Annotated in this window: 16 protein-coding genes; 10 read left to right on the top strand and 6 right to left on the bottom strand. The window is 57.4% G+C overall.

The window, feature by feature from the left end:
- Positions 1-207 precede the first annotated feature (207 nt).
- Both metF and katG read left to right on the top strand, forming a co-directional pair.
- Positions 208-1,095 carry a methylenetetrahydrofolate reductase gene (gene metF / locus ACMWKK_RS19120; RefSeq protein ID WP_045329539.1) on the top strand — a complete coding sequence of 296 codons (888 nt, stop codon included), beginning with the start codon at positions 208-210 and terminating at the stop codon, positions 1,093-1,095.
- A 148-nt stretch (positions 1,096-1,243) separates the two neighbouring features.
- Complete coding sequence (gene katG, locus ACMWKK_RS19125; RefSeq protein WP_112780321.1) at positions 1,244-3,424, top strand: catalase/peroxidase HPI; 2,181 nt, start codon at positions 1,244-1,246, stop codon at positions 3,422-3,424.
- Positions 3,425-3,515: 91 nt separating this feature from the next.
- On the opposite strand, the gene gldA is transcribed toward katG, so the two are convergent.
- Genes gldA through ptsP form a run of 3 tightly spaced genes read right to left on the bottom strand, consistent with a single transcriptional unit; the run spans position 3,516 to position 7,810 of the window.
- On the bottom strand, positions 3,516-4,619 hold the full coding sequence (gldA, locus tag ACMWKK_RS19130; protein ID WP_112780320.1) for a bifunctional L-1,2-propanediol dehydrogenase/glycerol dehydrogenase: 1,104 nt from the start codon (positions 4,617-4,619) through the stop codon (positions 3,516-3,518).
- Between the two features lie 12 nt (positions 4,620-4,631).
- Positions 4,632-5,294, bottom strand: a complete 663-nt coding sequence (gene fsa / locus ACMWKK_RS19135; RefSeq protein ID WP_112780319.1) for a fructose-6-phosphate aldolase — start codon at positions 5,292-5,294, stop codon at positions 4,632-4,634.
- Between the two features lie 14 nt (positions 5,295-5,308).
- On the bottom strand, positions 5,309-7,810 hold the full coding sequence (gene ptsP / locus ACMWKK_RS19140) for a phosphoenolpyruvate--protein phosphotransferase (protein WP_112780318.1): 2,502 nt from the start codon (positions 7,808-7,810) through the stop codon (positions 5,309-5,311).
- A 305-nt stretch (positions 7,811-8,115) separates the two neighbouring features.
- Here ptsP and ACMWKK_RS19145 point away from each other — a divergent pair, with 305 nt between their 5' ends.
- Genes ACMWKK_RS19145 through ACMWKK_RS19165 form a run of 5 tightly spaced genes read left to right on the top strand, consistent with a single transcriptional unit; the run spans position 8,116 to position 13,080 of the window.
- Positions 8,116-9,195 carry a PTS fructose transporter subunit EIIC gene (locus ACMWKK_RS19145; RefSeq protein WP_112780317.1) on the top strand — a complete coding sequence of 360 codons (1,080 nt, stop codon included), beginning with the start codon at positions 8,116-8,118 and terminating at the stop codon, positions 9,193-9,195.
- A gap of 14 nt (positions 9,196-9,209) precedes the next feature.
- Positions 9,210-9,530 (top strand): PTS fructose-like transporter subunit IIB, encoded by a 321-nt coding sequence (locus tag ACMWKK_RS19150; RefSeq protein ID WP_045329550.1) that lies wholly within the window; start codon positions 9,210-9,212, stop codon positions 9,528-9,530.
- A gap of 51 nt (positions 9,531-9,581) precedes the next feature.
- On the top strand, positions 9,582-11,879 hold the full coding sequence (locus ACMWKK_RS19155; protein ID WP_112780316.1) for a formate C-acetyltransferase: 2,298 nt from the start codon (positions 9,582-9,584) through the stop codon (positions 11,877-11,879).
- Entirely contained in the window at positions 11,845-12,720 is an 876-nt protein-coding gene (locus ACMWKK_RS19160) for a [formate-C-acetyltransferase]-activating enzyme (RefSeq protein WP_112780315.1), read from the top strand. Before ACMWKK_RS19155 ends, ACMWKK_RS19160 begins: the two co-directional genes overlap by 35 nt.
- A 3-nt stretch (positions 12,721-12,723) precedes the next feature.
- On the top strand, positions 12,724-13,080 hold the full coding sequence (locus ACMWKK_RS19165; protein WP_045329555.1) for a PTS fructose-like transporter subunit IIB: 357 nt from the start codon (positions 12,724-12,726) through the stop codon (positions 13,078-13,080).
- On the opposite strand, the gene ACMWKK_RS19170 is transcribed toward ACMWKK_RS19165, so the two are convergent.
- From ACMWKK_RS19170 to argE, 3 genes are all read right to left on the bottom strand, one after another.
- Positions 13,067-13,915: a helix-turn-helix transcriptional regulator gene (locus tag ACMWKK_RS19170; protein ID WP_112780314.1), complete on the bottom strand. Its 849-nt coding sequence runs from the start codon at positions 13,913-13,915 to the stop codon at positions 13,067-13,069. The genes ACMWKK_RS19165 and ACMWKK_RS19170 overlap by 14 nt on opposite strands.
- Before the next feature lie 92 nt (positions 13,916-14,007).
- Positions 14,008-16,659 (bottom strand): phosphoenolpyruvate carboxylase, encoded by a 2,652-nt coding sequence (ppc, locus tag ACMWKK_RS19175; RefSeq protein WP_047716320.1) that lies wholly within the window; start codon positions 16,657-16,659, stop codon positions 14,008-14,010.
- Positions 16,660-16,966: 307 nt separating this feature from the next.
- Positions 16,967-18,118: an acetylornithine deacetylase gene (gene argE / locus ACMWKK_RS19180; protein ID WP_112780313.1), complete on the bottom strand. Its 1,152-nt coding sequence runs from the start codon at positions 18,116-18,118 to the stop codon at positions 16,967-16,969.
- Between the two features lie 88 nt (positions 18,119-18,206).
- Here argE and argC point away from each other — a divergent pair, with 88 nt between their 5' ends.
- The 3 genes from argC to argH all read left to right on the top strand — a co-directional run bounded on the left by argC (position 18,207) and on the right by argH (position 21,469).
- Positions 18,207-19,211, top strand: a complete 1,005-nt coding sequence (gene argC / locus ACMWKK_RS19185; protein ID WP_112780312.1) for an N-acetyl-gamma-glutamyl-phosphate reductase — start codon at positions 18,207-18,209, stop codon at positions 19,209-19,211.
- Positions 19,212-19,217: 6 nt separating this feature from the next.
- Complete coding sequence (argB, locus tag ACMWKK_RS19190; RefSeq protein ID WP_088475254.1) at positions 19,218-19,994, top strand: acetylglutamate kinase; 777 nt, start codon at positions 19,218-19,220, stop codon at positions 19,992-19,994.
- Positions 19,995-20,095: 101 nt separating this feature from the next.
- A complete protein-coding gene (argH, locus tag ACMWKK_RS19195) occupies positions 20,096-21,469 on the top strand; it encodes an argininosuccinate lyase (protein WP_112780311.1) in 1,374 nt (457 codons plus the stop codon).
- The last annotated feature ends 212 nt before the right edge of the window (positions 21,470-21,681 follow it).

Raw genomic sequence — 21,681 nt, forward strand, 5'->3', positions numbered from 1 at the left:
CCCGTGGGAGAGGGTTAGGGTGAGGGCATCACACCGCACTCACCCCGTCATGAATTTCCCTCATCTTTCCTGAGCAAACCTCACCGTTATTGTTGATTATTTATGTTGACGTCCTTCCGCTTTTCCGTCATTTTTACATCTGGACGTCTAAACGTATAGAAGTTCACAACACAACAGACAACGACATGCGATTGATAGAGGTAAGGTATGAGCTTTTTTCACGCCAACCAGCGGGAAGCACTGAATCAGAGCCTGGCCGAAGTAAACGGCCAGATTAACGTCTCTTTTGAATTTTTCCCGCCGCGCACCAGTGAAATGGAGCAAACCCTGTGGAGTTCTATCGATCGTCTCAGCAGCCTGAAGCCGAAGTTTGTCTCAGTGACCTACGGTGCGAACTCCGGCGAGCGCGACCGTACGCACAGCATCATTAAGGGCATTAAAGACCGTACCGGTCTGGAAGCCGCGCCGCACCTGACCTGTATCGACGCCACCCGCGACGAGCTGCGTGCCATCGCCCAGGATTACTGGAATAACGGTATCCGTCATATCGTTGCGCTGCGCGGCGACCTGCCGCCGGGGAGCGGTAAGCCGGACATGTATGCCGCCGACCTGGTCGGTCTGCTGAAAGACGTGGCGGACTTTGATATCTCCGTTGCCGCTTATCCTGAAGTGCATCCGGAAGCGAAAAGCGCCCAGGCCGATCTGCTTAACTTGAGGCGCAAAGTGGACGCGGGCGCAAACCGCGCCATCACCCAGTTTTTCTTCGATGTAGAAAGCTACCTGCGCTTTCGCGACCGCTGCGTCTCCGCGGGCATCGACGTTGAAATTATTCCGGGGATTCTGCCGGTTTCTAACTTCAAACAGGCGAAGAAATTCGCCGATATGACCAATGTGCGCATTCCGCTGTGGATGTCAAAAATGTACGAAGGGCTGGACGATGACCCGGAAACGCGCAAGCTGGTGGGCGCAAATATCGCGATGGACATGGTGAAGATCTTAAGCCGTGAAGGGGTGAAGGATTTCCACTTCTACACGCTGAACCGCGCGGAAATGAGCTATGCCATTTGTCATACCCTGGGCGTTCGTCCGGCGTAAAAAACACAAAGCCCTTGTAAATTAGAGGGCTTTTTAATCAAACAGATAGTTAAAAGGTATTAACTATCGAATCTGTGGATTATTTCAACTATATCTTATTGCTAGTGGTGTATATCGTAACGGTAACACTGTAAAAGGGAGCATAGCGATGAGCACGTCAGACGAGACCAATAAAGCGGCATCAGTCGGCAAATGCCCGTTCCATCAGGGCGGCGTCGATCACAGCGCGGGCGCAGGTACAGGCAGCCGCGACTGGTGGCCAAAACAACTCCGCATCGATCTTCTTAACCAACATTCCAATCGTTCGAACCCGCTGGGTGAAGACTTCGACTACCGCAAAGAATTCAGCAAGCTTGATTACTCCGCCCTTAAAGGCGACCTCAAAGCACTTTTAACCGACTCCCAACCGTGGTGGCCTGCCGACTGGGGCAGCTATGCGGGCCTGTTTATCCGCATGGCGTGGCACGGCGCAGGCACCTATCGCTCCGTTGACGGACGCGGCGGGGCAGGACGCGGTCAACAGCGCTTTGCGCCGCTGAACTCCTGGCCGGATAACGTCAGCCTGGACAAGGCGCGCCGCCTGCTGTGGCCTATCAAGAAAAAATACGGACAAAAAATTTCCTGGGCTGACCTGTTTATCCTCGCGGGTAACGTCGCCCTGGAGAACTCCGGCTTCCGTACCTTCGGTTTTGGTGCCGGACGTGAAGACGTTTGGGAACCGGATCTCGACGTGAACTGGGGTGATGAAAAAGCCTGGCTGACCCATCGTGACCCGGAAGCGCTGGCGAACCGCCCTCTGGCGGCCACCGAAATGGGGCTGATCTACGTGAACCCTGAAGGGCCAAACGCCAGCGGTGAACCGCTGTCAGCGGCGGCAGCGATTCGCGCGACCTTCGGCAACATGGGCATGAACGACGAAGAGACCGTGGCGCTGATCGCGGGCGGCCACACCCTCGGTAAAACCCACGGTGCGGGTGAAGCCACGCACGTCGGCACCGACCCGGAAGCGTCACCGATTGAAGCGCAGGGCCTGGGCTGGGCGAGCACGCACGGCTCGGGCGTTGGCGCAGATGCCATTACCTCCGGTCTGGAAGTCATCTGGTCGCAAACCCCGACCCAGTGGAGCAACTACTTCTTCGAGAACCTGTTTAAATACGAATGGGTGCAAACCCGCAGCCCGGCGGGTGCGATTCAGTTCGAAGCCGTGGATGCGCCGGAAATCATGCCCGATCCGTTCGACCCGTCGAAAAAACGCAAGCCAACGATGCTGGTCACCGACCTGACGCTGCGTTTTGACCCGGAATTCGAGAAAATTTCCCGCCGCTTCCTGAACGACCCGCAGGCCTTCAACGAAGCCTTCGCGCGCGCGTGGTTCAAGCTGACCCACCGCGATATGGGGCCAAAATCGCGTTACCTTGGCCCGGAAGTGCCGAAAGAAGATCTGATCTGGCAGGACCCGCTGCCGCAGGCGGTGTTCAATCCGTCGAAAGAAGACATTGAGAGCCTGAAGGCGGAAATTGTGGCCTCCGGTCTCTCCGTGAGCGAACTGGTTTCTGTTGCCTGGGCGTCAGCGTCAACCTTCCGCGGGGGCGATAAGCGTGGCGGTGCCAACGGCGCGCGTCTGGCGCTGGCACCTCAGCGCGACTGGGACGTGAACGCCGCGGCGGTTCGCGCGTTACCGGCTCTGGAAGCCATCCAGCGCACCACCAACAAAGCCTCCCTGGCCGATATCATCGTGCTGGCGGGCGTGGTTGGCGTTGAGCAGGCGGCGAAAGCGGCAGGCGTTTACGTCAACGTGCCCTTCACGCCGGGCCGCGTTGATGCGCGTCAGGATCAGACGGATATCGAGATGTTTAACCTGCTCGAACCGATTGCCGATGGCTTCCGTAACTACCGTGCGCAGGTGGATGCATCCACGACGGAATCACTGCTGGTTGATAAAGCCCAGCAGCTGACGCTGACCGCACCGGAACTGACGGTGCTGATTGGGGGTCTGCGCGTACTGGGTACCAACTTTGATGGCAGCAAGAATGGCGTGTTCACCGACCGCGAAGGCGTGCTGAGCAATGATTTCTTCGTAAACCTGCTGGATATGAATACCCAGTGGAAGGCGACCGATGAATCCAGTGAGCTGTTTGCCGGAAGCGATCGCGCCAGCGGTGAAGTGAAATATACCGCCACCCGCGCCGATCTGGTCTTCGGTTCTAACGCCGTCCTGCGCGCGCTGGCAGAGGTTTACGCCAGCGATGATGCGCATGAGAAGTTCGTCCGTGACTTTGTTGCCGCATGGGCGAAGGTGATGGATTTGGATCGGTTTGACGTGAAGTAACCCTTGTGCCGGGTGGCGGCTACGCCTTACCCGGCCTACAAATTCAAGTGCCATGTAGGCCGGGTAAGCGCAGCGTCACCCGGCTTTTTTATTACTCCCACTCCTGCAGGAATCGCTGTCCATACTGGTCGGCCACCAGCAGCGCCGCATAGACCTGATCCGGCGTGACGCCGCCCGGCATGTTGTGGATGGTTTCTCCTTCCGCGCAGGACGCTTCGGCGATCAGACGCATTTTGGCAGGAATATCTTCTTTGATGTTCAGCTGTGCCAGCGTAATGGGCAGCCCGACGCTGTGGCAGAGCGCCGCGACGGTCTCTATTTCTTCTACCGGCGCGTTTTCCAGCACCAGCTGCGTCAGCGTACCAAACGCCACTTTCTCGCCATGATAGAAGTGATGCGCGTCCGGCACTGCCGTCATGCCGTCATGAATAGCGTGTGCCGCTGCCAGGCCACCGCTTTCAAAACCGACACCGCTGAGATAGGTGTTGGCTTCGATGATGCGTTCCAGCGCAGGCGTTACCACATGCTGTTCCGCCGCCAGCATCGCTTTTTCACCCTCTTCAACCAGCGTGTTGTAGCACAGCTCGGCCAGAGCTAACGCCGCCTGGGTGCATTTACCTCCGGCCATGGTAGTCGCGCCGCTGCGCGAGCAGGCGCGCGCTTCAAACCACGTCGCCAGCGCATCGCCAATCCCGGCGGCAAGCAGACGTGGTGGCGCACCCGCCACCACTTTCGTATCCACAATGACCATGTTCGGGTTGTGCGGCAGCATCAGGTAGCGATCGAACTCACCGCTGTCGGTATAAATGACGGAAAGGGCGCTGCAGGGCGCATCGGTGGAGGCGATAGTCGGCGCAATGGCGACCGGCACGTCCATAAAGTGGGCCAGCGCTTTGGCGGTATCCAGCGTTTTACCGCCGCCAATGCCCAGGACCGCCAGGCAGTCGGCGCTGTCGGCCAGTTTTTTCAGTCGATCGATTTCATTTTGTGAGCATTCGCCACCAAACGGCGCGATTTCGGCATGCAGTTCGGCATTTTTAAAACTCTGACGCAGGGTCTCTTCGGCAAAGCCCAGCACAAATTTATCGCCGACAACCAGCCAGCGGTTGGCCAGGGGTTTCAGATAGTCGCCGAGACGGGTGAGCACATCAGCGCCCTGGATATATTTTCCCGGCGATTGAATGATACGGTCCATAACAGTTCTCCCTTAGAGGTTGAGGTTACCAAACGCGTTTTTCCAGTCCTGCTCGAACTTCTCTATGGCTGACTCTACCGCTGGCGTGCCGAGCATTTGTTGCGCTACGTCTAAAGGAAGCGTGATTGCCTCGCATCCCGCCAGCAGGCAGTCCAGCGCCTGCCGCGGTGTTTTAAAGCTGGCAGCCAGCACGCTGCTTTCCGGCGCGTGCAGTTCCAGCAGGGATTGCAGCTCCTGGACCATGCGAATGCCGTCGCCGCCCTGAGCGTCAACCCGGTTGACATACGGCGCGACATATTTCGCCCCTGCGAGTGCGGCAAGCAAGCCCTGTGCCGCGCTGTAAACGGCGGTCCCCAGCGTGGTTATCCCCTCTTTTTTTAACGCCTTAATCGCGATAAGCCCCTGAGCCGTCACCGGGATTTTTACCACGATGCCCGGGATGGCGTTACTCAGACGTTTGGCCTCTGCCACCATGCCTTCGGCATCGCGGCTCATGGTTTGAGCAAACAGCGTGCCGTCCGGTCCAATGGCTTTTTGCAGACGCGGCAGCACATCCCAGATGGATTCACGGCTGGCGGCAATGATGCTCGGGTTGGTGGTGACGCCCGCAATGGGAAAAATGTGCGCCAGACGTTCTACTTCCGCCACGTTGGCGGTATCCAGGTACAGTTCCATTACTCTTCCTCGTTTTACAGTTCTAATTCGTGTTGTAACAGGGAAGCAATCGCCTCCCCGGAACTGGCGTTAACCAGCGCGTTGCGAAAATCTTCATGCATGATGCGGCGGGCCAGGCGGGAGAAAATACGCATATGCTGATCGCCCGCAGCGTGTTTGTTCAGCGTCAGCATGATGATGAATTGTGCTTCTTCCTCTCCCCACACGACGGGGGCTTTCAGGCGCGCCACGCTGATGGTGGATTGCTCAATGTGTTCCGATTTGCTGTGCGGGATGGCAAAGCTAAAGCCAAGCCCGGTGGAGAACACGGCTTCGCGCGCCCACAGATCGGCCTCCAGCTTGCGGGGGTAGCGGCAACGTCCTGCAAGCAGCAGGTTATCGGTCATCCCTTTCATGACCTCTTCTTTGCTATTCCAGTCGTTGTCCAATGAAATGCAGCGAGGTGTGACCAGCGGCGTGTCCTGGTGGTTCATGCGGAACTGCGCCAGCAGGTGTTCCACTTCAAGCGACGTTCGACACGCCATGGCCTGGTTCAGCAGCTGGCGGCAGGCGCGGCTATCAAGCTGTGCCAGCCGCGCTTTGGTTGCCGGAATGGCAGGCGACCCCATGCTCAGTTCGTCCAGGCCCAGACCCACCAGCAATGGCAGCACCGAACCTTTTGCACCCAGCTCGCCGCACAGGCCAATCCATTTCCCCTGGCGATGGACGGCCTGTACCGCGTAGTCCAGCGCCCGCAGGAAGGCCGGGTTCAGGCTGTTGTAGTGGCGTGTGACTTTGGCGTTGTCGCGGTCGACGGCCAGCAGATACTGCGTCAGGTCATTGCTGCCGATGCTAAAGAAATCAATCTCCTCACAGCACTGATCGATGATAAACATCACCGAAGGCACTTCCAGCATGATGCCGAGCGGAATTTTTTCATCAAACGGGATATGTTCAGCCCGGAGCTGCTGTTTCGCTTCGGCGAGCTTCTCTTTGACCCACAGGATCTCTTCCATGGAGGAGATCATCGGGATCATGATCTTCAGTTTGCCGTGAGCAGAGGCGCGCAGGATCGCCCGCAGCTGGGTGGTGAAAAGCACCGCATATTCTTCGTAAATACGAACCGCGCGATAGCCGAGGAACGGATTATTTTCGGCCGGGATATTCAGGTACTCCACCGGTTTATCGCCCCCGATATCCATGGTGCGCACGATAATGCTGCGCCCGTTTGCACTTTCCAGCGCCTGACAGAAAATGTTGTACAGCTCGTTTTCCCCAGGCGCGCTGGTACGGTCCATGTAGAGCATTTCGGTGCGAAACAGGCCAACACCCTCGGCGCCGTTTCCAAACGCAGCCTGCGCTTCAACCGCGTGGGCGATATTCGCGGCAACCTCAACGCGCAGGCCATCGGCGGTTCTGGCTTCCCGGTCAAGCCAGATGCGCTGCTGCTCGCGTAGTGCCTGTTGTACCCGTGCTTCCTGTTGGTAGTAGCGCGCCACCGCATCGCTGGCATTGACCACCACCGCACCGGCATTGCCGTCGATAAATACGGGTTTATTGCGCCACTGCAGCAGGCTTTCACTGTCGACACCCACCAGGGTCGGAATATTAAAGGAACGTGCAAGAATGACGGTGTGCGAGGTTGTTCCGCCGCTTTTTAACAGCAGCCCCTTAAGCAAGGTTTTATCGAGTTCCAGAAACTGGCCGGGCGTAAGATCGTCAGCCAGACAGACGCTCTGCTGGGTGAGCTGTCCCGGTGTTGGGAAGCGTTGTTCACCATAAATCTGTTGTAAAAGTTGATAGCAGACATCGCGTACGTCCAGCACGCGTTCCCGCAAGTAGCTGCTGCTGGAACGCGAGAACACGTCGCAGAAATGGTTGGCTGTAGCGACTGTCGCCTGCGCGCAGCTTAGCCCCTGGCTCACGCCCGCAAGCAGATGCTGGCGCAGTGAGGCATCCGTTGCGAGCGATCGGTGTGCGTCGAGAATAGCGCCGGCGGTGCTGTCGCTGTCCAGCGCACGCAGCTCAATATTTTTTACCAGCAGGGTGAGGCCGTTATCCAGCGCTGACTGTTCTTCCTCTACGTTTTTCGCGTCGGGTAAATCCGTCAGTGCATTGAGATCCAGCGAGGTCAGCAAGGTCAACACACCCTCGGCACTCCCGCTGCAAACGGACAGGGCACGAAAAAGCGTTGGATTAAGGCGCGCGAGAGATTCTGGCAGCGGATCGCGCTCAATATTGATGGCTTCTGCGAGCGGCGCATCACAGTGTGGAAACACTTCCCGAAGCCATTGTTCCAGCTGTTGATGGGCGCTTTGCTCATCTTCACCGTAGATCACCAGACGACAGGCGTCGCCTGCCAGCGTATCGGTGCCAATAAGTGACAGTGCGCTCTTGGCGTTCCCTTTGCGATCGGTGCGCAGATTATGCCACTCGATGTGCGAGATAAACGTGTTGCACAGCGTCTCCACGTGACTTGCCGGACGCGCGTGAACACCGTTGGGCAATTCACAGGTAAATTCCACTACCAGAGCCATACACACTCCTGAAACCAGTCATCATTCATTGGGTAACAGCATACGAGCGTGTTGATGACGCGCGCCATGTGACAAATCTGCCAAAAGCTGGACAAATGTAATATCACCTGAAAAGTGAGATTTAACTCACAGGTTGTGGCGGTTTGTCTTATACGTACCCCATGCTCGAAATGTCGAGGCGGATCGCATTTTTATTTCCATATTACAAAAATCCAGTAAATGGCCTTTTTGTCTCCTGTCCGCCGTCTTCCTGATTGCCTATTGTTTGCCACAACATCTTTATGGTTTTAGGCCAGGAGCGACATATGAAAGAGTTGGTGCATATTCTCAAGAACACGCGGCAGCATCTGATGACCGGGGTGTCGCACATGATCCCGTTCGTGGTGGCGGGCGGTATTTTGCTGGCGGTTTCGGTCATGCTGTATGGCAAGGGCGCGGTCCCGGATGCAGCAACCGATCCCAACCTCAAAAAGCTATTCGATATCGGTGTGGCGGGGTTAACGCTGATGGTGCCTTTCCTCGCCGCCTATATTGGCTATTCCATCGCAGAGCGCGCCGCACTTGCTCCCTGCGCAATTGCCGCGTGGGTCGGTAACAGCTTCGGGGCGGGTTTCTTCGGCGCCATTATTGCCGGGATCCTCGGTGGGATTTTGGTCTGGTATCTGAAAAAACTGCCGGTCCCGAAAGTGCTGCGCTCCGTCATGCCTATCTTCATCATCCCTATCATCGGCACCTTTGTTACCGCAGGCATCATGATGTGGGGGCTGGGTGAACCTGTTGGCGCGCTGACAACCGGCTTAACCCAGTGGCTGCAAGGGATGCAGCAGGGCAGCATCGTCGTGCTGGCCATCATCATGGGGTTGATGCTGGCCTTCGACATGGGCGGCCCGATTAACAAAGTCGCCTATGCCTTCATGCTGATCTGCGTTGCTCAGGGCGTCTACACCGTGGTGGCGATTGCGGCAGTCGGCATCTGTGTGCCACCGCTGGGATTGGGCCTGGCGACGCTGATTAACCGCAAGAATTTTACCGGTGAAGAGCGTGAAGCGGGCAAGGCCGCATTAGTGATGGGCTGTGTGGGGGTCACCGAAGGGGCCATTCCGTTTGCGGCGGCCGATCCTCTGCGTGTCATTCCTTCCATCATGCTGGGATCCGCATGTGGCGCAGTGACGGCTGCCGTAATGGGCGCGCAATGCTATGCCGGATGGGGCGGGCTCATCGTTCTGCCTGTGGTGGAAGGCAAACTGAGCTACATCGCGGCGGTCGCGGTAGGGGCTGTGGTGACGGCCATTAGCGTCAACGTGCTGAAGAGTATTGCCCGGAAGAGTGCAAAACAGGTCGAGGAAAAAGAAGACGACCTGGATCTGGATTTCGAAATTAACTGAGTGAGGAAGAGAACATGGCCCGAATTATCGCAGTAACCGCATGTCCGTCAGGCGTTGCCCATACCTATATGGCAGCCGAAGCGCTGGAAAGCGCTGCTAAAGCCAAAGGCTGGGAAGTGAAGGTTGAAACTCAGGGGTCAATTGGTCTGGAGAACGAACTGAACGCTGAGGATATCGCCGCAGCGGATGTGGTGATCCTGACCAAAGATATTGGCATTAAATTTGAAGAACGTTTTGCCGGGAAAACTATCGTGCGCGTCAACATCAGCGACGCGGTAAAACGCGCCGACGCCATCATGAACAAAATTGACGCTCACCTGGCGCAAACCGCCTGACGCTCTCCCGCCCTTCGGGGCGGGCTCGTTTTCCGTTACAGGAGTTCCCTCATGACGAATCGTACCCAGCGTTTGAAAGATGCACTTTTTGCCAGTCCGCGTGAAATCTCGCTTGAGCGAGCGTTGCTCTATACCGCCAGCCATCAGCAGACGGAAGGCGAGCCGGTTATCCTCAGGCGTGCTAAAGCCACGGCGTACATTCTTGACCATGTGAACATCGCGATTCGTGATGAGGAACTGATTGCCGGAAACCGGACCGTTAAACCGCGTGCGGGCATTATGTCTCCTGAGATGGATCCGTACTGGCTGCTTAAGGAGCTGGACCAGTTTTCCACGCGTCCACAGGACCGCTTCGATATTAGCGAAGAGGATAAGCAGATCTACCGTGACGTGCTCTATCCCTATTGGGAAAAGCGGTCGATGAAGGATTTCATCAATAGCCAGATGACGGATGAGGTGAAAGCCGCTGTAGGAACGCAAATTTTCAGCATCAACCAGACGGACAAAGGGCAGGGGCATATCATTATTGATTACCCGCGCCTGCTCAATAACGGCCTGAGTACGCTGGTGAAGGAAATGCGGGAACACTGCGCCCGCGATGCGCATAACACGTTCTATGCCTCCGCGCTGATTCTGCTTGAAGCGGCCCAGCGTCATATTCTGCGCTATGCCGCGCTGGCTGAAACGCTTGCCACCGTCTGCGATGAGGCTCCACGGCGTGAAGAATTACGGAAGATTGCCGAAATCTCGCGCCATAACGCGCAGCATAAGCCACAGACGTTCTGGCAGGCGTGTCAGCTGTTCTGGTATATGAACGTCATTTTGCAATACGAATCTAACGCCAGCTCGCTTTCCATTGGCCGCTTCGATCAATACATGCTGCCCTTTTATCAGGCTTCGCTATCACAGGGCGAAGAGCCCGCGTTTCTGAAAGAGATTCTGGAATCGCTGTGGGTGAAGTGCAATGACGTGGTGCTTTTACGCTCGACCAGCAGCGCCCGCTATTTTGCCGGGTTCCCGACCGGGTATACCGCGCTGTTGGGCGGTCTGACGGAGAACGGGCGTAGCGCGGTGAATGTGCTTTCCTTCTTGTGTCTGGATGCCTACCAAAGCGTTCAGCTTCCTCAACCGAACCTCGGCGTGCGGGTCAACGAGCTTATCGACCGGCCTTTCCTGCTTAAAACGGCGGAGACGATCCGCCTGGGCACCGGCATCCCGCAGATCTTTAACGATGAAGTGGTGGTGCCTGCCTTCCTCAATCGTGGGGTGTCGCTGGAAGATGCGCGCGACTACGCGGTGGTTGGCTGTGTAGAACTGTCGATTCCGGGTAAAACCTACGGTCTGCACGATATTGCGATGTTTAACCTGCTGAAGGTGATGGAAATCGCGATGCAGGAGAACGAAGGCAACGCAGCGCTGAGTTATGAAGGTTTGCTGGAGCATATTCGCGCCAAAATTAATCACTACATTGCGCTGATGGTCGAGGGGAGCAATATCTGCGATATCGGCCATCGCGACTGGGCTCCGGTGCCGTTGCTCTCTTCTTTTATCAGCGATTGTCTGGAAGCGGGTAAAGACATCACCGACGGTGGCGCGCGCTATAACTTTTCTGGCGTGCAGGGGATCGGGATAGCGAATTTGAGCGACTCGCTGCATGCCCTGAAAGGGCTGGTTTTTGAACAGCAGCGCTTAAGTTTTGATGAATTGCTAGCCGTATTGAAGGCCAACTTTGCCACGCCTGAAGGCAAAAAAATCCGCGCCCGGTTGATCAGTCGATTCGAAAAATACGGCAATGATGTTGATGATGTCGACAACATCAGCGCTGAACTGCTGCGCCACTACTGTAAAGAGGTTGAAAAATACCGGAACCCGCGCGGTGGGCTGTTCACGCCGGGTTCTTATACCGTATCGGCACATGTGCCGCTGGGGGCGGTGGTGGGAGCAACGCCCGATGGCCGCTTTGCCGGAGAACAGCTGGCCGACGGTGGACTCTCGCCGATGCTTGGGCAAGATATGCAGGGTCCGACGGCGGTACTGAAATCGGTAAGTAAGCTGGATAACTATCTGTTATCTAACGGTACGCTGCTAAACGTTAAGTTCACCCCCGCGACGCTGGAAGGCGACGCCGGGCTGCAAAAGCTGGCGGATTTCCTGCGCGCTTTCACCCAGCTTAAATTGCAGCACATCCAGTTCAACGTAGTGAACGCGGATACGCTGCGTGAGGCGCAACAGCGTCCGCAGGATTTTGCCGGTCTGGTGGTGCGCGTTGCCGGATACAGCGCCTTCTTTGTTGAGTTATCGAAGGAGATCCAGGATGACATTATCCGCCGTACAGCGCATCAGCTGTGACGAGGTTGAAACACGCGCCGAGGTGGCGCGTATTTTCAATATCCAGCGCTACTCGTTGAATGACGGCCGCGGCATCCGTACGGTGGTTTTTTTTAAAGGCTGCCCTCACCGCTGCCCGTGGTGTGCTAATCCGGAGTCGATCTCACCGAAAATCGAGACGGTGCGAAGAGAGAGTCAATGTCTTCACTGTGCCCCCTGTCTGCGTGACGCTGATGAATGCCCGTCAGGTGCCTTCAGGCATATCGGAAGGGATGTGACCCTTGATGAGCTGGAAAACGAGGTGATGAAAGATGATGTCTTCTTTCGTTCCTCGGGAGGCGGGGTGACGCTTTCGGGTGGGGAAGTGTTGATGCAGGCACCTTTCGCGACACGTTTTCTACAGAGGCTGCGTCGTTTCGGCGTGCATACGGCCATCGAAACGGCAGGCGATGCGCCTTTGTCCCGGCTAATGCCGCTGGCCCGCCAGTGTGATGAAGTGCTGTTTGATTTGAAGATCATGGACTCGGAGCAGGCCCTGGCAATGGTGGGAATAAATCTTCCGAGAGTGCTGGATAATTTCCGCCAGCTGGTGGCTGAGGGGATAAACGTCATTCCTCGCGTCCCGCTTATTCCTGACTACACGCTCAACGAAACGAATATGGCGCGCGTATTGGCTTTCCTGGTACCTTCAGGAATACGGCAACTGCATCTATTGCCTTTCCATCAGTATGGGGAGCCAAAATACCGCTTGCTGGGAAAGGAGTGGGGAATGCGGCAAACCATCCCTCCGACGGAAGAGGAGGTGTCAGCGATGCGGCAACTGGCTGAGCGCGAAGGCTTCAACGTAACCCTGGGAGGCTAAGCAATGACAGCGATCGCTGGACGTCATCTGGTGGCGGTGACCGCGTGCGTCAGCGGCGTCGCACATACCTATATGGCTGCCGAACGGCTGGAAAAGCTCTGCCAGCAGGAGAAGTGGAGCGTTAACATCGAGACTCAGGGAGCGCTGGGCGTTGAGAACGAGCTTAATGAAGAGGACATCCGGCGCGCCGATGTTGTACTGCTGATTACCGATATCGACCTGGCGGGCAGTGAACGTTTCGATCATACGCGCTACGTGAAGTGCGGTATTAACGCCTTTTTACGCGACCCACAAAAGGTGATGGGGGCGGTGCGTAGAATGCTATCCGCGCCGCAGCATACTCAGGTTATTCTGGACTAGCGGCCTTGCCGGTGAGCTGGCTGTGATACTGGCGACGGTATTCAGACGGCGAACGCTCCGTGTTTTTACGAAATAACCGACAGAAATAGTTGCTGTCGACAAATCCGCAGGCATGCGCCACCTCTTTCACTTTTAAATCATACCCTTTCAGCAGCTGGCGCGCGTGTTCCAGCCGGGTATGCGTCAGGTATTCATTGAAACCCACTGCGCCCGTTTTCTGGAACAGATGCGACAGGTAGTTTGGGGAAATATAAAACGCCTGCGCGACGGATTCCCGGGTAAGCGGAGTGGCGTAGTGTTCATCAATATAAACCCGAATGGCTTCAAACAGAGCCTGACTGCGGGAGGCGGTTTGGATCTGACTACCCAGCAGGTCGACGCAGTGGCTAAGCAGGCTGGCGATAATCAGCCGCGCGGTTTGCTGCTCGTGTGGCTGCATCTGCATTTCGTGGAGCGTCTGTAAGAGTAGCGATCCAATACGGGGACCACGGCGGGCAACGTGCTGCTTCGCCAGGTTTCGCACGTCTACACCGTCCCAGTGCAAAAGGCTAAACCCGAGCTGCTGTTTGCCAAACAGGATGCTCAGCGTTGTTGCCGATGCTTGCCATTGTGGATTATTCCAGCCGCCAGCCGGGACGTATAACACATCACCCTGCTGTAAAACGCAGTCAGCCAGGTCTTTCATTGACCCTTCGATCACGATCTCCAGACGTGGAAAATCAACCTGCAAGGCAAGTTCGGGGGCGGAGGTCGCGGAGTTTGCAAAATGCACCTGACGCAGCGGCGTTGTGCTGTTGATCAGGTCAGTCAGGATGCTGGTAATGTCGTGGTGCATGGTGGATACCAGGTATTGCCGGGTGGCGCTAACGCTTACCCGGCCTACTTAACGTAGGCCCGTGCAAGCGCAGCGCCGCCGGGCATAAAGCATTAGCCGGTGTTACGCATACCCGCCGCAACGCCCGCAATCGTCACCATCAGCGCCTGTTCAACGCGCGGATCCGGCTCTTTGCCTTCTTCTTCCGCGAGACGCGAGCGGTGCAGCAGCTCTGCCTGCAGGACGTTCAGCGGGTCGGTGTAGATATTACGCAGCTGAATAGACTCGGCAATCCACGGCAGGTCCGCCATCAGGTGCGAGTCGTTGGCGATGTCCAGCACCACTTTGATGTCGCCTTCCAGCAGTTCGCGCAGCTCTTTACCCAGCGCCCATAGCTCGGGCTTCACCAGACGCTGGTCGTAGTACTCCGCCAGCCACAGGTCCGCTTTCGAGAAGACCATTTCCAGCATGCCCAGGCGGGTAGAGAAGAATGGCCAGTCGCGGCACATGGTTTCCAGTTCGTTCTGTTTACCGTCTTCCACCACTTTTTGCAGCGCGGCACCGGCACCCAGCCAGGCGGGCAGCATCAAACGGTTCTGTGTCCAGGCGAAGATCCACGGGATTGCGCGCAGAGACTCTACGCCACCGGTTGGGCGACGCTTCGCAGGACGCGAGCCCAGCGGCAGTTTACCCAGCTCCTGCTCAGGGGTGGCTGAACGGAAGTAAGGCACGAAATCTTTGTTTTCACGCACGTAGCCGCGGTACAAATCGCAGGAGATCGCCGACAGTTCGTCCATGATATGGCACCAGGAGGCTTTCGGCTCCGGCGGCGGCAGCAGGTTGGCTTCCAGGATCGCGCTGGTATAGAGCGACAGGCTGCTGATGGTCACTTCCGGCAGGCCGTACTTGAAGCGGATCATCTCGCCCTGCTCGGTGACGCGCAGGCCGCCCTTCAGGCTTCCCGGCGGCTGCGACAGCAGCGCTGCGTGCGCAGGCGCGCCGCCGCGGCCAATGGAGCCACCGCGTCCGTGGAACAGGGTCAGTTCAATACCGGCTTTCTCGCAGGTTTTGATCAGTGCGTCCTGCGCCTGGTACTGCGCCCAGGATGCCGCCATCACGCCCGCATCTTTCGCGGAGTCGGAATAGCCAATCATTACCATCTGTTTGCCCTGAATAAAGCCGCGGTACCAGTCGATATTCAACAGCTGGCTCATGACGTCGTTGGCATTGTTCAGGTCGTCGAGGGTCTCAAACAGCGGGGCGACAGGCAGAGCGTAGTCGATTCCCGCTTCTTTCAGCAGAAGGTGAACGCCCAGCACGTCGGACGGGGTCTTCGCCATGGAGATCACATAGGCGGCCACCGATCCTTTCGGTGCGTCCACGATCGCTTTACAGGTGTTGAGCACTTCGCGGGTGTCGTTGCTTGGCTCCCAGTTGCGCGGCAGCAGAGGGCGCTTCGAGTTCAGCTCGCGGATCAGGAAGGCCTGTTTGTCGGCTTCAGACCAGCTCTCATAGTCGCCGATGCCGAGATAGCGGGTCAGCTCGCCCAGCGCTTCGGTATGGCGGGTACTTTCCTGACGGACGTCGATACGCACCAGCGGCACGCCGAAACACTTCACGCGGCGCAGGGTGTCGAGCAGTTCGCCATTGGCGATGATGCCCATCCCGCACGCCTGGAGTGATTTATAACAGGCGTAAAGCGGCTCCCAGAGCTGTTCGTTCTGGCTGAGCAGACCTTCTGGTTTTGGCAGGCGCTGGCCTTTGAGGCGCGCTTCCAGCCAGGCCTGAGTGGCCATCAGCTGACCGCGCAGCTTTTTCATCAGGAAACGGTACGGCTCGCTGGCGCCTTCTTCACCGGCCAGCGCGCGCAGCTCCGGCGTCGCTTCAACCATCGACAGCTCGGAGATCAGCACCTGAATGTCTTTCAGGAACAGGTCGGTCGCTTTCCAGCGGCTCAGCAGCAGGACGTGACGGGTGATTTCCGCAGTCACGTTCGGGTTGCCGTCGCGGTCGCCGCCCATCCAGGAGGTGAAGCGTACCGGCACGAAATCGACCGGCAGGCGGTAGCCCAGGTTCGCTTCCAGCTGTTCGTTCAGCTCGCGCAGGTAGTTCGGTACCCCTTCCCACAGGCTATTTTCCACCACCGCAAAGCCCCATTTGGCTTCGTCGACCGGGCTTGGGCGATGCTTACGAATCTCATCGGTGTGCCAGGACTGGGCAATCAGCTGGCGCAGACGGCGCATCAGCTGGTTGCGTTCGTAGTCGGCAATGTCTTTGTTATCCAACTGCTTCAGGCAGTTGTTCACTTCCACCATTTTGTGGATCAGGGTGCGACGGGTGATTTCCGTTGGGTGAGCGGTGAGTACCAGCTCCAGCGAAAGGGACTCCACCGCTTTTTTGATGGTGGCTTCGTTGAGATCGGGCTGGTCTTTCAGTTTACGAAGGGTGCGGGCAATGACTTCCGGGTTGCTGGCCGCTTCGCCGTTTGGCGAAATGCTGTGGTACTGCTCAGCGGTGTTGGCCAGGTTCAGGAACTGGCTGAACGCGCGTGCAACGGGCAGCAGCTCGTCGTTAGAGAGATTCTGCAACGTGGTCAGCAGCTCCTGACGACTGGCCTCGTTACCGGCACGGGAAGATTTAGAGAGCTTGCGGATGGTTTCAACGCGATCGAGGATATTCTCCCCCAGCGCATCTTTGATGGTATCTCCAAGCACTTTGCCGAGCATACTGACATTACTACGCAACGCGGAATATTGTTCGTTCATAAAAACCCAGTCACCCCATCATTTTTGTTTATGCCCAGGCGAAAATCTTCTGGCCATTATTTTGTCATCTCCCTTTATAAAGCCACGTAAAACCCCCGTCGTCAATTGCTGCGAAAACGGTTCAGCAAACGAATAAATGTGGGCAATTTACGAAATTTAATTCGCATTGCGTCAGATAAGAGATGCTTATGGGAATGTGACGGAGATCGCGGGATTTACTCCCCTCACCCTGCCCTCTCCCCAAAGGGGAGAGGGTGTTCAAATTCCCTCTCCCCTTTGGGGAGAGGGTTAGGGTGAGGGGCAGTTTTTAATGCCAGCAGAAGTGATGCACAACCTGGGTAATTAGTTCGCGGGTGGGCTTGATGAAGCGGGTCTCCAGATATTCATCCGGCTGATGCGCCTGGTTGATGGAGCCCGGGCCAAGGACCAGCGTCGGGCACAGCGTCTGAATAAACGGCGCTTCGGTGCAGTAGTTCACCACGTCGGTTTTCTCGCCGAGCAGTTTTTCCACCACTTCAACCAGCTGGTGGTCCGGCGGGCATTCGTAACCCGGGATCGGCGGATGCAGTTCGAAAACCGTCAGGCGGCCCGGCCAGCGCTCGCTCACCGGAGCCAGGGCTTCATTCAGCAGGCCGTCGAGATCGCTCAGGGTCATGCCCGGCAGCGGACGGATGTCCATATGCAGTTCGCAGCAGGCGCAGATACGGTTGGAGGCATCGCCGCCGTGCAAGCTGCCGAGGTTTAGCGTCGGATACGGCACGGTGAACGCCTCGTAGTGATAACGCTCTTTCAGCGAGTCGCGCAGGGTCATGATGCGGCCAATGGCGTCATGCATCAGCTCGATCGCATTGACGCCGCGCGCCGGATCGCTGGAGTGGCCGGACTGGCCCAGCACGCGCACGGCGGTAGAGATATGGCCTTTGTGCGCGCGAATAGGCTGCAGAGACGTCGGCTCGCCGATGATGGCGCAATCCGGACGAATTGACGTGTTTTCAGAGAAGTAGCGCGCGCCCGCCATGCTGGTCTCTTCATCGGCGGTCGCCAGGATATAGAGCGGTTTTTTCAGCTTCGTCACGTCCACGTCACGCAGCGCGTCGAGGATAAAGGCGAAGAAGCCTTTCATGTCGGCGGTGCCCAGACCATAGAGCTTGTTGTCGTGCTCGGTCAGGGTGAAGGGATCGCGCGTCCAGCGGCCATCGTCAAACGGCACGGTGTCGGTATGACCGGCCAGCAGCAGGCCGCCCGCTCCGGTTCCGGTGCTGGCCAGCAGGTTAAATTTGTGGCGGGTTCCGGGAACGGGCTGAACCTCAACGTTAAACCCAATATCGCTAAACCAACCCGCCAGCAGATTGATTAAAGACTCATTGCTCTGATCCAGCGCTTCTTCCGTTGCGCTGATGGACGGTGTGGCAATCAGGGCGCGGTAGATCTCGATAAATGGCGGTAAGTTCATTTTCATTGTTGACACACCTTAGGTCGTGATAGTATCAATATTCATGCAATAAATGTGAATAAAAATACATTAACGTTGAGCATAAAGGAACCCGATGTTGAATACGCTGATTGTAGGCGCTAGCGGTTATGCGGGCGCAGAGCTTGTAAGCTACGTAAATCGCCACCCTCATATGACCATAACCGCTTTGACCGTGTCAGCGCAAAGCAATGATGCAGGAAAGTTAATTTCCGATTTGCATCCGCAGCTTAGGGGCATTGTTGACCTGCCGCTGCAGCCGATGTCTGACATCAGCGAGTTTACCGACGGCGTCGACGTGGTGTTTTTAGCCACCGCGCACGAGGTCAGCCACGACCTAGCGCCGCAGTTCCTGGCGGTCGGCTGCGTGGTGTTCGACCTCTCCGGCGCGTTCCGCGTTAACGACGGCGCGTTCTACGAAAAATATTATGGTTTCACCCATCAGCACCCGGATCTGCTGGAAAAAGCGGTCTACGGCCTGGCGGAGTGGAGCGCAGACAAGCTGAAAGAGGCGGATTTGATTGCCGTGCCGGGCTGCTACCCGACGGCGGCGCAGCTTTCCCTGAAGCCGCTGATCGATGCAGGGCTGCTGGATCTGAACCAATGGCCGGTGATCAACGCGACCAGCGGCGTGAGCGGTGCGGGGCGTAAAGCGGCAATCTCGAATAGCTTCTGTGAAGTGAGCCTTCAGCCGTACGGCGTGTTTAATCACCGTCATCACCCTGAAATCACGACGCACCTGGGCGCGGACGTCATTTTCACTCCGCATCTGGGCAGCTTTCCGCGCGGGATCCTCGAAACTATCACCTGTCGCCTGAAGCCGGGCGTGACCAAAGAGCAGGTGAGCGAGGTCTTCACGCAGGCGTATGCGGATAAACCGCTGGTGCGCCTGTACGACAAAGGCGTCCCGGCGCTGAAAAACGTGGTCGGCCTGCCGTTCTGCGACATCGGCTTTGCCGTGCAGGGCGAGCATCTCATCGTGGTGGCCGCAGAAGATAACTTACTCAAAGGCGCTGCCGCACAGGCAATGCAGTGTGCAAATATTCGTTTCGGTTTCCCGGAAACGCAGGCTCTTATTTAAGGTGTGATGATGAACCCATTAATTATCAAACTCGGTGGTGTACTGCTGGACAGCGAAGAAGCGCTGGAGCGTCTGTTTACCGCGCTGGTGAACTATCGCGAATCACACCAGCGTCCGCTGGTCATTGTGCACGGCGGCGGCTGCGTGGTGGATGAGCTGATGAAAGGGCTCAACCTGCCGGTGATCAAGAAAAACGGCCTGCGCGTCACGCCTGCTGACCAGATCGACATCATTACCGGCGCGCTGGCGGGCACGGCGAACAAAACGCTGCTGGCGTGGGCGAAGAAGCACCACATTGCCTCCGTTGGCCTCTATCTGGGCGATGGCGACAGCGTAAAAGTGACCCAGCTCGACGAAGCGCTCGGCCACGTTGGACTGGCGCAGCCGGGTTCGCCTAAGCTGATTAACACGCTGCTGGAAGGCGGTTTCCTGCCGGTGGTGAGCTCTATCGGCGTGACCGAAGCGGGCGAGCTGATGAATGTTAACGCGGACCAGGCGGCAACCGCGCTGGCGGCAACGCTGGGTGCGGACCTGATCCTGCTCTCCGACGTGAGCGGCATTCTGGACGGTAAAGGCCAGCGCATTGCGGAAATGACGGCAGAGAAAGCCGAACAGCTGATCGCGCAGGGTATTATTACCGATGGCATGATCGTCAAAGTGAACGCCGCGCTGGATGCGGCGCGCACGCTGGGCCGCCCGGTGGATATCGCCTCCTGGCGTCACGCGGAGCAGCTCCCGGCGCTGTTTAACGGCACGCCGATTGGCACGCGTATTCTGGCTTAAGATTTACTGCCCGGCGGCGCTCTGCTGGCCGGGCCTACAAGACCGTAGGCCGGGTAAGCGAAGCGCCACCCGGCGGAACTAACGAATAAAGGAAGCATGTTATGGCACTTTGGGGTGGGCGTTTTACACAGGCAGCGGATCAGCGGTTCAAACAGTTCAATGACTCTTTGCGCTTCGACTATCGCCTGGCCGAACAGGATATTGTCGGCTCTGTGGCCTGGTCCAAGGCGCTGGTGACGGTGGGCGTACTGACCGCAGACGAACAGTTACAGCTGGAAGAGGCGCTGAACAATCTGCTGGAAGAGGTGCGTCTGGATCCGCAGCAAATCCTGCAGAGCGACGCCGAAGATATTCACAGCTGGGTGGAAGGCAAACTTATCGACAAAGTCGGTCAGCTGGGTAAAAAGCTGCATACCGGCCGTAGCCGTAACGACCAGGTCGCTACCGATCTGAAGCTGTGGTGCAAAGATACCGTTGGCGAACTGCTTGTAGCCAACCGTCAGCTGCAGACCGCGCTGGTGGAGACCGCGCAGAACAATCAGGACGCGGTGATGCCGGGCTATACCCACCTGCAGCGCGCGCAGCCGGTGACCTTTGCCCACTGGTGCCTGGCCTACGTTGAGATGCTGGCGCGTGACGAAAGCCGTCTGAAGGATACCCTCAAGCGTCTGGACGTCAGCCCGCTGGGCAGCGGCGCGCTGGCCGGTACGGCGTATGAAATCGACCGCGAACAGCTCGCAGGCTGGCTGGGCTTTGCCTCCGCCACCCGCAACAGCCTGGACAGCGTTTCTGACCGCGACCACGTGCTGGAGCTGCTTTCCAATGCGTCTATCGGGATGGTGCACCTGTCGCGCTTTGCCGAAGACCTGATCTTCTTTAACTCCGGTGAAGCCGGTTTTGTTGAGCTGTCTGACCGCGTGACCTCAGGCTCGTCCCTGATGCCGCAAAAGAAAAACCCGGACGCGCTGGAGCTGATCCGCGGGAAGTGTGGCCGCGTACAGGGCGCGCTGACCGGCATGATGATGACCCTGAAAGGGCTGCCGCTGGCGTACAACAAAGACATGCAGGAAGACAAAGAAGGGCTTTTCGACGCGCTCGACACCTGGCTGGACTGTCTGCACATGGGCGCGCTGGTGCTGGACGGCATTCAGGTGAAACGTCCGCGCTGCCAGGAAGCGGCGCAGCAGGGCTATGCGAACTCTACCGAACTGGCGGATTATCTGGTGGCGAAAGGCGTACCGTTCCGTGAAGCGCACCACATTGTGGGTGAAGCGGTAGTAGAAGCTATTCGTCAGGGTAAACCGCTGGAAGATCTGGCGCTGGCCGACCTGCAGAAATTCAGCGCGGTGATTGGGGAAGATGTATATCCGATTCTGGCGCTGCAATCCTGCCTGGATAAGCGTGCCGCGAAAGGCGGCGTGTCGCCGAAGCAGGTGGCGCAGGCGATTGCGGATGCGAAAAACCGCCTGATTTGATGCCTGAAACGTCGGGTGGCGGCTTCGCCTTACCCGACCTACAAAACCCAAGCCCAACCCTGAGTTGGGCTTTTTTACGCAAAAAAAAAGCGGACCACGGGGTCCGCAAAAGTTCACGTTGGCTTTAGTTGTTCGAGTTTTGAGAGAAACTCGCTGACGGTGCGGGGACGTCAAGGGTCAAACACGTGCCGCCTCGTCTATGTGGTGTATTA

Source organism: Enterobacter sp. 01-M-03-SI-ECC (assembly GCF_047530215.1).
GTDB lineage: Bacteria > Pseudomonadota > Gammaproteobacteria > Enterobacterales > Enterobacteriaceae > Enterobacter > Enterobacter chengduensis.